This window comes from Paenibacillus sp. GCM10012306 (assembly GCF_042649265.1).
Lineage (GTDB): Bacteria > Bacillota > Bacilli > Paenibacillales > Paenibacillaceae > Paenibacillus_AQ.
Genome location: NZ_JBHRYW010000001.1, coordinates 662388 through 677031 on the forward strand (window position 1 = coordinate 662388; position 14644 = coordinate 677031).

Consider the following 14644-nt stretch of genomic DNA (forward strand, 5'->3'; position numbering starts at 1 on the left):
ATATGAAAGCCAAATGGATTGTCAGCAATATTAGAGAGGTATTCACCATAATACTCAGACAGAACCCGCTCTATCTGTTGTTTTCCGTCCTGCAGATTGCTACAACCATCATCCAGCCTTTTATCAGCATCTTTCTGTTCAAATATTTGCTGGATACGTTAGATCATGGAGATCCATTTAGCTACAGCGTAAGAATTATACTATTATTCCTGATCATTAGCTTGGTGAATAGCAATCTCAGAATTGTTGCTGACAATTTCACGAAACTCTATGCTAAAAACCAAATGATTCCGATGTCCATGATGTTCTGCAAAAAAGCGGTGGAGATGGATTACCAGAATATAGAGAATCCCGAAATTGCCAATGAAATCAACCGTGCCGTCAATGTATTGCTGAACAAGGATCATCTGGAACACTATTTGGGTTCAATTAACAGTATCTGTATCTCATTTGGCCAACTACTCATTACGATGGTCATCATGAGCAAGATGAATGTCCTTGTGCTGATGACGATCGGAGCGGTTACCCTGCTCAATTATTTAATTCATCTTAAAGCTCAGCAGCGAAATCACGAAACGCGAAAAGAGATTGCACCGGTTGACAGAGAATGGAGGTATCTGACTTCTCTGACTCATGATTCTTCATTTGGAAAAGCCGTTAGAGTATTCGGACTTGACCAGTTTCTTATGCACAAAATAGAAGGCAACAGAAAAAGGTTCATAGCAATCAGAAGACGCATGGCCAATCGTGATTTTAGCAGCAGCTTCTGGGTCGATATATTGAACGTTGTCCAGGAAGCTATCATTTTTCTGTGGCTTGTCTTCTCGGTTATTTACAACGGCTTATCTTTGGGGAATTTCTCTTTGATATTCAATTCCTCGCAGCAGCTCACAGAGAGCTTCTCTACTCTTTCCAACGGCTTTGTGAAGCTCTACCAGAATAATAATTACATCAACGACTTTTTCTCCTTTTTGTGTCGGGAAGAGCGACTTCGTAAAGGTGGCAGCAAGTTTGTGGATTGGGAGGGTGGCACAGGGATTCTTGAATTGGATCATGTGTCATTCCGCTATCCCGGCTCTGACCGGTATGCCATTAAAGATTTGAATCTCATTATTGCACCTGGAGAGCGGATTACTATTGTCGGAGACAATGGAGCAGGAAAAACAACGCTGGTAAAGCTGATAATGCGGTTGTATGACGTAACGGAAGGAGAAATTCGCTACAACGGCATGAATATCAAACAATATGATTATGACGAATATTTGTCTGTAATCTCCACCGTGTTTCAGGATTATAAGATTTTGGCCGCCAGTATTTACGAGAATATTGCACTTAATGATGTCAATGAAGCTGACAAGGCAAAGCTTGACGAAATTTTAATCAACTGTGGTCTAATGGATAAGGTAAAGAGTCTGCCCGCTGGTGGTGAAACCCTCCTTTCCCGTGTATATGACCAGGAAGGCGTTGAATTGTCGGAAGGGCAGAAGCAGAGCATTGCACTAGGAAGAGCACTGTACAAGGAAGCTCCGGTTGTGATTCTTGACGAGCCGACAGCCAGCCTCTCCCCTATGGCAGAAAGGGATTTGTATGCCCGTTTTGACGAATTGACCCAAGGAAAGACAGTGATTTACATCTCTCATAGGTTAAGCAGCGCTCAAATCAGCGATAAAATATGCGTCATTCATGACGGAATGCTGGCGGAGTACGGCTCACATGAAGAATTAATCGGGCTGAATGGTATTTATGCCAAAATGTTTACATTGCAATCCAAATACTATGAAACAGCGTGAGGTCATCTTTCATGGATAAGGACATGGGTAAGGGACAGGTGAAACTTAGTCATTCAATTTATAATTTAATCCGATTGTACGTGAAAATCTGGCGCTTTGATAAATTCTATGTAATGATCGGCATTGCCGCAACTCTATTGCTCTCCTTGAAGCCGTTTAGCGGATTATTGTTTATCAAACTAATTATTGAAGAGCTAAGCAACGGTGAAAATATGCAAACCGCCATTGTCTATGTCCTGCTGATGGTCTCAATCAACGGTTTATTAAGCTTATTGGAGGATGCCTACAAAAGATATGATGATCTTAAGATAGAAACCATTAAAGCGAATTTTTTAGGAGAAATAGAGCTGCTTACGATGGCTATCCCTTACGATCAACTCCATGAATCCAAAACAATGGACCAGCATGCCAAAACGCTGGAAATCTTCCACCCTACGCAGGCTGCCTATATGGATATGCGTAATTCTATTCTCATATTCAAGTCGTTGCTGTCCTTTTTGTTGCAATTAATCGGGCTAACTTATATTTTGCTGAGCCTTCATTGGTTCGCAGTGGTTGGATTGATTATAGCGTGTATCCTTAGCATTGGAGTCGATGCCATTGCTGCAGACAAGGAATTTAAGGTCTGGGACATCAGCTTGGTTCACTTCGGAAGAAAGGTCGGTTATTTACAGAATATATGCATTGATAAGGAGCATGCCAAGGAACTGCGCAATTATAGCCTGGCTGGATGGATTACGCGCAAGATGAAACGCATAACGGAGATAACGATGAAGGAAGTGCATGGGATGGTTCGTACGTTCACCATCACCTCTGCCATCTCCAATACATTAATGGTCATTGTGAAGACCCTTCTTTATTTGTATATATTGAATCTGGCAGTACGAGGAGTTATCAGTAAGGCAGATATTCTAGTTTATTTTAATACCATTGGACTAGTCATTACAGTGCTGTTGAGCATCTCTTATTGTGTATTGCTCCTGTACAAATCAGGTTTATTCACAAGCGCATACTTTGGCTATCTAGAGGAAAACAAACGCTATAAGCCCGGCGGAGAAGCGAACAGCACATTACCGATTTCCGTTCGATCAGAAAGTTGCTGTATTGTCGTAGACGATGTTTGGTTCAAATATCCGGGGAATACCGACTATACACTAAGGGGAATCTCCCTTCGGATTACTGCTAATACAACAACAGCTATTGTGGGCGACAACGGAGCGGGTAAATCGACGCTAATAAAACTAATCTTGCGGTTATACACACCCGAACGAGGCCGGATTTTACTAAACGGTATAAATATTGAAGAAATTCCCCGATCAGAGTATTACCGGCTGGTTACGGCAGTTTTTCAGGATTTCAACATTTTAAATTACTCTTTCGTGGAGAATATCGTTTTCGATAAGGAATATTCAGATGAAGAACTCTACCAAGTCATTTCGGACCTCGGAATGGAAACTACAGTAGAAGGCTTACCACGGTCTTACGGTACGATATTGGGAAAAATGTTCGATGAATCGGGAGTAGAGCTGTCTGCCGGTCAGGCACAAAAGATTGCTATCGCAAGAGCTTTAATCAAGAAGTCGCAAGTCATCATTATGGATGAGCCGACAGCTATGCTATCCCCAGTGGCTGAATATGAAATTTACACCAATCTAAGCTCGCTAACAGCAAGACAGACGGCAATTTATATCTCCCACAGAATGTCCAGCTGTAAATTTTGCAATTCGATCATCGTGCTCCAAAATGGGAAGGTTGCGGAACAAGGCTCGCATGATGAACTGATGGGCATGAATGGAATTTATAACAGGATGTTTACAATACAAGCGGAATTCTACCGTGAACTGCAACCAGTGTAGCAAGTGGAATTCTTGAATTCAAATTGATAGAAGAGGTGCGAACAATGACAAAAAAAACGCTTAAATTAGTGGTTTGGGACCTAGACGATACGCTCTGGGACGGAATCATCAGCCAGGATACTAATGTCACCCTCAATAAGCAAATCCCGGAGATCATCCGCACTCTGGATTCCAGAGGGATTCTACAATCTGTCAGCAGTAAAAACGATTATGAACCGGCTATGGAGATGCTAAAGCATTTTGGTCTTGCTGAATATTTCATTTATCCGCAGATTAATTGGGAACCGAAGCACGCCAATATTAAATACATCATTGAGCAGATCAATATCGGTGAGGATACGGTAGCTTTTATCGATGACCAAGAATTTGAACGCGGTGAAGTAAAGCATTATTTGCCGCAAGTAACTTGTATAGCCGCTTCCGAAATTTCGGGTTTGCTGGACCGGAAGGATCTAAATCCACAGTTTATTACAGCGGACTCAAGCCTGCGAAGACAGATGTACCAGAACGACATTGTACGAAAACAGGCGGAGAGCGAGTTCCAAGGCGACTCTACAGAATTTTTGAAAACACTCCAAATGGCGGTAACCATTTCGGAGGCGCAGGAAAGTGATCTGCAGCGGGCTGAGGAATTAACGGTTAGAACTCATCAATTGAACTCGACAGGTTATACTTATTCGCATGAAGAACTAAAGGCGTTGTTGAATGATGATAGTTATAAGGTCCTTGTGGTGGATTTAAACGATGTTTATGGTGGCTACGGAACTATTGGTTTGGCTCTGTTGCAATGTGACGAAGAGAAATGGATTATTAAACTGTTGATTACATCCTGTCGGGTCATTAGCCGGGGAATTGGCACCATGCTGCTTGGCTATATTATAAATCTGGCGCTAGCGTTGGACAAAACAGTTTATGCTGAGTTTATTAAAACCAACCGCAATCGCATTATGGAAATTACCTATTCTATAATGCAATTTAATCTGGTTAAGGAACTTGAGAGTAAACAGCTTTTGAAATATGAAGGAACAGGGAAAGTACAGCTTCCTGAATATATTAGAATTAACGAGCAGGAGATCATTGAGGCTAAATAAGAGAGAAAAGACACGGAGTATGGAGGTATGCCCATGAAAAACTTGTATGCATTATTTTATGAGCAAGTCGAGTATGTTCCCCATAAATTCGCAATTACTTATAATGAGAGATCGATCACATATCTTCAATTGGCTTGTGGGGTAGATTCAATTTCGAACCGGCTTTTAGAAATGGGTATCGTTCCCAATGATCGAGTAATCATTTATATGCCTAATTCGATCGATACGGTGAAAGCGATGCTGGCTGTTCATAAAGTAGGCGCATTGGTTTTGCCGCTGGATAGCAGTCTTCCGGAAACACGGGTTCAGAAGATATTCCATGACAGCCAGGCAACTGTTATTATATGCGGTAGTGATGAAATCGCTGCATCGTTGGATGCCTTAACGTTTGTTATTCCAACGTACTATGTTGATCCAGACTCAGTTGCACCTACTACCACTCTGTCCAATTTTTTGGATAACGAATTGGCTTTTTGTATATACACTTCTGGATCAGAAGGCAAGCCTAAGGGCGTGTTACTGCCGCATGAAACGGTATATAATCAAATCGAAGGCAAGAAGCAACTGCTCGGGCTTACTACTCAGAGTGTATTATGCCAAAGCTTGAGCATAGGGTTCGTTGCATCTATATGGCAAATCTATGGTTCTTTGATTATAGGCGCACACCTTGTCATCTATCCAGATTCCATCATCAAAAATCCTCTGCTTTTCTTTGAAAAGGTTAATCGTGATGGTATACAGGTCGTATCATTAGTCCCCCAGCTGCTGCATTCCTACTGTTTATTAGTAGAGGGAAGGCACAAACAGTTAGATCTTAAGCATTTACAGTATGTAATCCTAACTGGAGAAAAGCTGAATGGGGATGTTGTCCGTAGCTTCTACCGCCTTTATCGCATTCCTATCATCAATGCTTATGGTCAAAGCGAATGCTCAGATGATACCTTCTATTTTAAGGTTCCTTTTGATTTTGCTGATATCCATGTTCCGATTGGTAGTCCGACTTTGGGGGTCTCACCGTTCCTTGTCGATGAGTATCTCGGGTTGCTTGAGGGTCCCGGCATAGGGGAGCTCTGCATAGGTGGTCCTTGTCTCTCGAAAGGATACCTGAATGATGAAACCTTGACTAGTCAAAAATTTATTGTTCACGAAGTCTTGAACATGCGTGTATTCCGCACAGGTGATTACGTCAAAAGGACGGATGAAGGGTTGTATATTTATTTGGGTCGGCTGGATAATCAGATCAAATTGAGGGGCTACCGGATTTCTCTGGAAGAGGTCGAATATCATGTTCAACAATATAAGAAGATTCGGAAAGCTTCCGCGGCGACTATTGAAATGGATGGAAACACGAAAGAAATTGTAGCCTTTTATATAAGCGACGAATTGGTGAATTATACGGATATTAGGAGATTTCTCCTTAAAGAATTGGCTCCCTATGCAGTTCCCTCCCGGTTTATCCAGGTCGATGATTTTATCTACACATCTTCGGGAAAGCGTGACCGGAAACGCATGGTGGAACAGTTTGCAGCAAGTTCAGCGAACATCTGTGATAGTATCAAAAGTGATGTGCTCGATGAACAGGTCATTCAAATTATTAAATCTACTGTTCCGGCAGAATTGACAAAAGATTTAACCAAAGATACCGCTTTTGAGGACTTAAGTATTTCTTCAATTGATTTTATCCAAATTGTTGTGGCTTGTGAAAGTACATTTAACATTACGTTTGAAGAAACAATGATTTCGTATGCGCTATTCACGCGTGTTACAGATCTTATTGCTTATATAAAAGAACGGGTGGAAGTAGCCGCTTTCATCAGAGAATGACAGCAAGGTTATGATTAGAGGTGAGTAAATGTCATATAAGAAAATATCGATCCCAATTTTAATGATATCTTTACCTTTTATCTTTTTTGATGTTTTGTTGCCGGTGTATACTGAGGAACTTGGATATACTACATTTCAGTTCACCCTTTTGGTATCTGTGTTCTCATTTGCCCAATTATTCATGAGGCTACTGCTTGGTAAAATATCCGACAAATATAGCAGACGCTCCATTTTTATAGCTTCCTTGCTGTTTTTTGTGGGGGCCTATTTCACATTTGCGCTGGCGGATCAATTGCTACTTTTGATGTCTGCAAGAGTGCTTAACGGTATCGCAAACATTTTGCTGACCCTTGCTGTCTTCGGAATGATCGCTGATGGTAATACAAATTTAGCGCAACAACTGGGGCGATTTGATAGTAATCGAAATTTAGGAGGACTCATCGGCATCGGATTGTGCTTCTACATATTAACTAACTACGAATTACTTAATGGATGGAAGGTGTTGTTCACGGTCTGCGGAGCAGTTGCCTTGTTATCACTTCTTTTTTCACTGTTATTGAGGACTGAAGATTCAAATCAAGAAATGAATCCGCAAATTATTGTTCTGACACCTGAGAAACGTAAGATCTGGACGGTAAACGTGATCTTTAGGCTGATCTCAAGTATGGTTATCGTTCTGTTAATTCCTTATCTGCAAGATGTATTTGACGCAGATATTGAGGAGATCGCTCTTACTTTCTTGCTGCCTTTGCTGATTTCCTCATTTTCAGGTACTTATCTAGGCAAACTCGGGGATCGTCTAGGTTACCGTAAAGCCGTTATTGTATCAACCGCGATGTCCGTTATTACGGTAGCAGCCCTTCTTTTTTCTCCTAGACTAAGTCTGTTTGCTTTAGTTTGGACATTTTTTATTTTGTCATTTTCCATGCTGGAGTTCTCGCTGGACGCAATGTTTATGAAAGGCATTTATGAGAATAACACGGGAAATGCCTATGGCAAATACTCCGCAGGCTCCAATATTGGCATGATTGTTGGTCCTGCCTTAGGAGGGTACTTATTCGATTCCTTTGGGCATGCTGCCCCTTATATCGTTTTTGTGGGAGGAATGACTACATTGATACCCTTGCTGCTTCTTATGCTTCCCCCCGATTCCAACACTATTGATCAAGACACTATATAAAATCAGATTGCCCTAACTTAAACAAAAATGAGTACAACGCTGAAGGCCGGCACGTCACAGTAATTGTGGTAAAGACCAAATATTCTTTATTAGTTTGGATTAGTATAACTATTTAGGGAAACTATACCAATTCAGTGTTAAAAATAAAGTGATATGGTCAAACCAACCTGTCACTTTTTTTTGCATTTATCTTGGTTATTGAATCACCATATTGTATTTATATTTACAATTACAACAACAGGGCTAACGCTAATTGTAATTGAGGTGAAGCAGGGGTCAGTCTTCCTTCAAGCATAAAAAAAGACGCCTCGCAAGGCGTCTTGACCACTCTATTAAGTTCCGTAAAAGTAATCGGGTCAGGTATGATTCAATGAGGTGAATAGAGGGTATTAGATTAGGGCGTTAGATTCGGCAAATTTCTCCCGGGCACATTTCGCAATGGCAAATTTCCTGCAGCATGCCCAGATCCTTGATGACGATCATGCCATTCTCATATTCCACAGCATCTTTCTTTCGAAGATCGCTCAGCATCCGGTTAACGCTCTCGCGGGTAGCTCCGATCATATTGGAAAGGTCTGTGTGTGTAATTTTCTTATTAATCAGAATGTTCTCGCCGCTCTTCTCACCGTAGGTGTTGCCCAGACGAATCAGCGTAGAGCAGAGTGCGCCAGGTTTACCATACATCATCAGATCACGGAATTTAGTCTGTGTCAGACGATGATGAATACCCATCCATTTCATGAAGTCAATGGCAAAGTCGCAGTGCTGGCAGATGAGAATCTCCAGATCCTTGTGCTCTATAACGCCTACTTCGCTGTCTTCAATGACTTCGGCTGTAAAGCTATGCTTCGTGCTGAAGAAAGGATCCGCTTGACCGACCATGTCGCCGGCTTGATACATATAGAGAATGAGTTCTTTGCCTTCATCAGTAGATTTGGTTAATTTCACACGTCCACGTTTGATGTAAAATAGTTTATCCGAATAGTCGCCTTCCCAGAATAGATGTGATCCTTCAGGGACTGTGCGTTCTTTCATTGTGACGAGAAGTCTGTTGAAGTTCTGCTCGGAGAAACATTTTGTATTGCCATGGGCTTCGATAGCATTGTGGTATTCCTTGATCATAATCGACATCCCCTTTATTCCCTCAGTTTTTCAGTAAATTTTAAATTAATTATACCTTGAAATTGGCCAGATATGGGTAAAAAAAAGCCCTTAAAAGTGTCGAATTTTTAACATTGTGATTATTTTCACTTCAAATGTGTGAGATTTAATATAATTTCTGCGCCATTAGGAGTATAAAGAGTAACTAAGGTGCATAGAAAAACAACCATTTCCATTATAAACATATAGTGGGATTCGGTTGTTTTTTTGTTGTCTTTTTTGCAAAAGAGGTTGGTTTGTACGCTGGTTTCTCATAATTTCGTATAAATGCACATAACTCTGTTACAGCCGGACATTGGCGATAATAAAGCCGGACGATATCCTAGAGTTGAGCGTCTGGAGCTCTGTGATTTTGAGGGCGGGCGGACAAAACTCAGGAGAAGGAGAAATCATACATGGCTAAAGTGGCGGACAAATATCTAAAAGTAGATCCGTGGGCAATTATCGAAGAGGGCTTCGACACGGAGCGGAACCGGGTTTCCGAATCTATCTTTTCACTAGGTAACGAATACATGGGCGTACGTGGATACGCTGAAGAAGGATACAGCGGTGACAGTCTGATCGGGAGTTATTTCAACGGTTTAAATGAACAGCTGGATATTGGCAACCATTATAAAGGAATTATTCGTTCTTTGCGGTATATGGTCAATTCCGTGGACTGGCTACATACACGTATCGCTGTAGACGGCGAACAGCTTGATCTGGCCAAGAGCAAGATTTCGGATTATGTACGTAAACTGGATTTCCGCACGGGTACCTACCGCCGGGAATTTGTATGGCATTTGGAGAATGGGAAAAGCCTGAAGCTTGTCTTCACTCGACTGGTCAGCATGACTATGTCTCACCTTGGTTTGCAGCAAGTTGCATTTGAGCCACTTAACTTCTCCGGAAGTGTGGATATCATTGCAGGTCTTGATTTCAATATCATTCATGAAGAGCGCGGCGTGAGCATGTGGAACCCTGTTCGCAGCGGAGAGCAAGATGGAATCTCGGCAATTTTGGCGAGCACTATAAATACCGGAAACAAGCTGTTCTCCAGCTTCACATTGAAAGCTTCCCAACCGCTGGAAACGGCACGTGTTGAACGTGAGAAATTCATTGGACAGAGCTTCTCACTGGAATTGACCCAAGGTGAAACTGCACACTTTACGAAGTTTGCTATCAACTGCGCAGACAGCACATCCGCAAGAAGTGCCGAAGAACTGTGGAGTGAAGGTCTGGGTCTGGCTTTGGCGTCATCCAGTCTGGAAGAGAAAGCTGTACTTGCCGAGCAAGAAGCTTACTGGAACGGAATCTGGGAGACCAGTGATATTAGTATCGAAGGCGATCCTGAGAACCAACAGGGTATCCGGTTCTGCATTTTCCAATTGTATCAGACCTACCATGGCGACCATCCGGGATTTAATATCGGAGCCAAAGGTTTGACGGGTGAGGTATACCGCGGACTTGCCTTCTGGGATACAGAATCCTACTGTCTTCCTTTCTATATGTTCAACAATCCGAAGGCAGCCAAGAGCTTGCTGGAGTTCCGTTACAGAACGCTTCCTGAAGCTATGCAACGCGCCAAAGATGTGGATTGCGAAGGTGCTTGCTACCCGATCGCTACCATTGACGGAACGGAAAGCTGTGACCTGTGGCAGCACTCCAACCTGCAGTTGCATGTAGGTACGGCGGTATCCTTTGGTATTTGGCACTACGTCAAGAATACTGGAGACAAAGAGTTCCTATTCAGCAAAGGGGTAGAAATGCTGATCCAGATCAGCCGCTTCTATGCGACACGCGGTCAGTGGGGACAACGTACCGGTGAATACGGTTATTTTGGAGTTATGGGACCAGACGAATTCCAACTGATGGTGAACAATAACTGCTATATCAACCTAATGGCCAAGAAATCCTTCGAATTTGCCCTGGAAGCGATTCAGGAAATGAAGGAAAAAGCTCCGGCTGAATTCGCTGAATTGTCAGCTAAAGTGGAACTGCGTGAGGAAGAACTGGGCGACTGGAGCAACAAGGCAGAGAAAATGAAGATTCCTGTAGATAAGGAAACGGGAGTGTTTGAGGAGCATGACGGATTCTTTGATATGCCTCACATTGATATCCACTCCATTCCAGTGACAGAATTCCCGCTGTATTCGAACTGGTCGTACGATCGTCTGTACCGTTATGACATGATCAAACAGCCAGACGTGCTGATGTTCATGTTCCTGTATAGTGAGCAGTTCACTAAGGAAGAGAAGCTCGCTAACTATGAATACTATGAGTCAAGATGTATCCATGAGTCTTCGTTGTCGCCATCGATTCACTCCATTCTTGCCAGCGAAATCGGCAAGCATGAGGAAGCGTACAACTTCTTTGAATTCGCAACACGTCTTGACCTGGATAACTATAACCGCAATACCCGTGAAGGACTTCATACAACCTCTATTGCTGCGGCATGGATGAACATTGTGTACGGATTTGGCGGCATGCGTTCCGACGGTGAGCGTCTGTCATTCCAGCCATCCCTGCCTGAGCGTTGGACATCTTACAGCTTCCAGGTAATGTATGAGGGAGTGCTGCTGAAGATTGTTGTGAGCAAGGATAACGTTAGTCTGAAAGCCATTAGCGGCGGTAGCACTGAGATTATTGTGTACGGGCAACGAATTAAAGTGGATGCCTCCGGTACGGTGCTTCCGCTGGGCGAAGGGATGATTGCAGGTTGAACTGGACAGTTAGAGAAGAGAGCTTCGACAAGAACCTGATAACGACCAATGGGAACAAATATATGACCGGCAACGGCTATATGGGTTATCGCGGCACACTTGAAGAATTCGGCAAGGAGCAGCTGTCTGCAGTGACTCTGGCCGGTCTCTATGATCGAGCTGGTGAGAAATGGCGTGAGCCTGTGAACGCTCCGAATGGATTGTTCACAGTCATCTCCTGCAACGGTCAGCCGCTTAGTGTGCTGGATACCGAACCGGTATCCCACATACAGGAGCTGGATTTCCGCAGTGCAATCCACCGTCGCGAGACGGTGTACCGTACGCCTGAGGGAGGCACGGTGACCGTTACCGCCGAGCGTTTTGCAAGCATGGATAACCTGCATCTGCTTCTCAGCAAACTTACTGTCACGAGCACAATCGATTGCCGAATTGATATTGAGACGGGAATCGACGGAGAGGTGTGGGATATCAATGGTCCTCACCTTTTCGAGAAAAAAGAATACGCCGAGGGCGATGTACTGATCTCTAGTGCGGTTTCCGGAGAATTGAACGTTCCGGTTGCCGTGGCAGAAATCGCTGATTTTGGCTTTGGAGAGCAGCAAATTGTGGATGGCCTAGCCATCCGCAAGCTCTTGCTGGATGCCAAGGCAGGCGAAACCTACGAATGGCACAAGTATGTGTCGGTATACACCGGCCTTGATGGCGGTAAAGCACCGGTGGAGAATGCTGTAGATGCTGTTCAGGCTGCGGCTAAGCTAGGATATGATGAGCTGCTTGCAGCACATCGTCAGCGCTGGGAAGATCGTTGGCTGGGCAGTGATGTGATCATCGAAGGTGACGATGAAGCCCAAATGGCGCTCAGATACAGCATTTATCAGCTGTTGATCATTGCTCCAACAGAATCGGAGAAGGTCTCCATTCCGGCACGTGGTTTGTCCGGGCAAGTCTATAAGGGAGCCGTGTTCTGGGATACAGAGATGTTCATGCTGCCGTTCTTCCTGCACAGTGATCCGAGTACCGCCCGCAATCTGATGATGTACCGCATCCACACGCTGGATGGAGCTCGCCGCAAGGCAGCGGAATATGGCTTCCTTGGTGCATTCTATGCTTGGGAGAGTCAGGATACGGGTGACGATGCCTGTACTCTGTTCAATGTGAACGATGTGTTCACTGGACGGCCTATGCGTACTTATTTCCGGGATAAACAGGTGCATATCAGTGCGGATGTTGTCCACGGTATTTGGCAGTATGTGCAGTTTACCGGTGATGACAGCTTGCTCGTGGATGGTGGAGCAGAGGTGATCTGGGAGTGCGCCAGATTCTTCTATTCCTACGCATTCTACAATCCAGTCAAGAAGCGCTATGAAATTCTGGATGTAACCGGACCGGATGAATATCATGAACGTGTCAACAACAATGCCTTCACGAATGCGCTGGTCAAGGAAAGTCTGGAGATTGCGCTGCGGACAGCGGAATTGCTGAAAGAGAAGCATTCTGCTGAGTTTGAAAAGCTGGCGACTCAGTTCGCAGACGGTCCATTCCTGACCGAGATCAGTTCGATGCTGGAGAGCTTCTATGTTCCACAGCCGGATGAAGAGACACTTATCATTGAACAATTTGACCGTTATCATACCCTGGAAGAAGTTACGTTGGCTGACCTGAAATCGCGTGTTTTGAACAAAAACGAATATTGGGGCGGCGGCAACGGCCTGGCTACAACAACAAAGATTCTGAAGCAAGCAGATGTTGTGCTCATGTTGAACTTGTTCAAGCATTCCTTCTCCAAAGAAGTTAAGAAGGCGAACTGGGAATTCTACGAGCCTCGCACCGAGCATGGCTCCAGTCTCAGCCCGTGCATCTATGCCCTGGTCGCTGCTGATATCGGCTCTCCCGATTGGGGATATCCGTACTTCATGCGGACTGCTACTGTAGATTTGACCGGTGAATCGAAACAATACGTAGGCGATCTTTACATTGGCGGAACGCATCCGGCAGCGAACGGCGGTGCGTGGATGGCAGCGGTACTTGGTTTTGCCGGCGTGCATTTCAATGGAGACACAGTGCATATCAAACCTTCTTTGCCACAGAAATGGAAGGCAGTGGAGCTTCCGGTGGTACTGCGCGGAGGAACTTACACGCTGCGTATCAGCCGTGAGGAAGTAACCATTACAGCTGCAGCTGGCAACAACGGAGCATTAACCTTTGTTGTAGACGGCGCGGAGCCGCAGTTATGCCAGCCGGGTGTTCAGCTGAAACTACAGAGCGCAGGAGCTGCTGTATAGCTTGATCGGCATTGCAATGTATTTTCAGATACAATAATAAATATATGATCAACACATAGAGAGGACAGAACTTCATGCTGCAAAATATGAAAGGTGCCATCTTCGATCTGGACGGTGTTATCGTAGATACGGCGAAATACCATTTCCTGGCCTGGGCAGAACTTGCCCGTGAGCTTGGCTTCGAATTCACAGAGGAGGATAACGAACGACTCAAAGGCGTAAGCCGGATGAGATCGCTCGATATCCTGCTGGAGGTAGGCGGTCTTGACTTCCCGGAGGAAGAAAAAATCGCCATGGCCGATAAGAAAAACAAGCTGTACGTAGAGTTCATCAACAAGCTGGATCAATCCGAGTTGTTGCCTGGAGTCAAAGAATATCTCCTTGGTCTCAGAGAACGCGGTGTTGGTATCGCGCTTGGTTCAGCGAGTAAGAACGCCATGTTCATTCTTAATAAGCTGAACATTACCGAACTATTCGATGCTGTAGTTGATGGTAATAAAGTGTCCAATGCTAAACCTGACCCTGAAGTTTTCCTCACCGGAGCAGTAGAGCTTAAATTGCAGCCGGAGGAATGCGTTGTGTTCGAAGACGCAGAAGCTGGTGTAGAAGCAGGTAAAGCAGCAGGAATGAAGGTAGTCGGCATCGGCAAGCCAGAAATTCTCAAGGAAGCTGATCTTGTTGTTGCCGGATTGCATGAACTCCTCTAACTTGATAGACTGATGTCATTATGAGGGAATTCTCTCATGAATGCTAAGTCT

General features: G+C 44.2%; 9 protein-coding genes. 8 read left to right on the forward strand and 1 reads right to left on the reverse strand.

Features of this window, described 5'->3' with window-relative positions; translation table 11 throughout:
• The first annotated feature begins 2 nt into the window (after positions 1–2).
• From ACFORK_RS02945 to ACFORK_RS02965, 5 genes are read left to right on the forward strand one after another with little or no spacing between them, the layout of a single operon-like run.
• Positions 3–1790 carry an ABC transporter ATP-binding protein gene (locus ACFORK_RS02945; protein WP_379195426.1) on the forward strand — a complete coding sequence of 596 codons (1788 nt, stop codon included), beginning with the start codon at positions 3–5 and terminating at the stop codon, positions 1788–1790.
• An 11-nt stretch (positions 1791–1801) separates the two neighbouring features.
• Complete coding sequence (locus ACFORK_RS02950; protein ID WP_379195428.1) at positions 1802–3646, forward strand: ABC transporter ATP-binding protein; 1845 nt, start codon at positions 1802–1804, stop codon at positions 3644–3646.
• Between the two features lie 44 nt (positions 3647–3690).
• Positions 3691–4737: an HAD-IIIC family phosphatase gene (locus ACFORK_RS02955; RefSeq protein WP_379195430.1), complete on the forward strand. Its 1047-nt coding sequence runs from the start codon at positions 3691–3693 to the stop codon at positions 4735–4737.
• 33 nt (positions 4738–4770) lie between these two features.
• Positions 4771–6561, forward strand: a complete 1791-nt coding sequence (locus ACFORK_RS02960) for a non-ribosomal peptide synthetase (protein WP_379195432.1) — start codon at positions 4771–4773, stop codon at positions 6559–6561.
• 28 nt (positions 6562–6589) lie between these two features.
• Positions 6590–7741, forward strand: coding sequence for an MFS transporter (locus ACFORK_RS02965; RefSeq protein ID WP_379195434.1), 1152 nt, complete (start codon positions 6590–6592; stop codon positions 7739–7741).
• A 402-nt stretch (positions 7742–8143) separates the two neighbouring features.
• Here ACFORK_RS02965 and ACFORK_RS02970 read toward each other — a convergent pair whose 3' ends face one another.
• On the reverse strand, positions 8144–8863 hold the full coding sequence (locus ACFORK_RS02970; RefSeq protein WP_217622451.1) for a Crp/Fnr family transcriptional regulator: 720 nt from the start codon (positions 8861–8863) through the stop codon (positions 8144–8146).
• Positions 8864–9297: 434 nt separating this feature from the next.
• On the opposite strand from ACFORK_RS02970, the gene ACFORK_RS02975 reads away from it, so the two are divergent.
• The 3 genes from ACFORK_RS02975 (at position 9298) to pgmB (ending at position 14593) form a co-directional block, all read left to right on the forward strand.
• Positions 9298–11604, forward strand: coding sequence for a glycoside hydrolase family 65 protein (locus ACFORK_RS02975; protein WP_379195437.1), 2307 nt, complete (start codon positions 9298–9300; stop codon positions 11602–11604).
• On the forward strand, positions 11601–13886 hold the full coding sequence (locus ACFORK_RS02980) for a glycosyl hydrolase family 65 domain-containing protein (RefSeq protein ID WP_379195439.1): 2286 nt from the start codon (positions 11601–11603) through the stop codon (positions 13884–13886). Before ACFORK_RS02975 ends, ACFORK_RS02980 begins: the two co-directional genes overlap by 4 nt.
• Before the next feature lie 74 nt (positions 13887–13960).
• Positions 13961–14593, forward strand: a complete 633-nt coding sequence (gene pgmB / locus ACFORK_RS02985) for a beta-phosphoglucomutase (protein ID WP_379195441.1) — start codon at positions 13961–13963, stop codon at positions 14591–14593.
• Positions 14594–14644 lie beyond the last annotated feature (51 nt).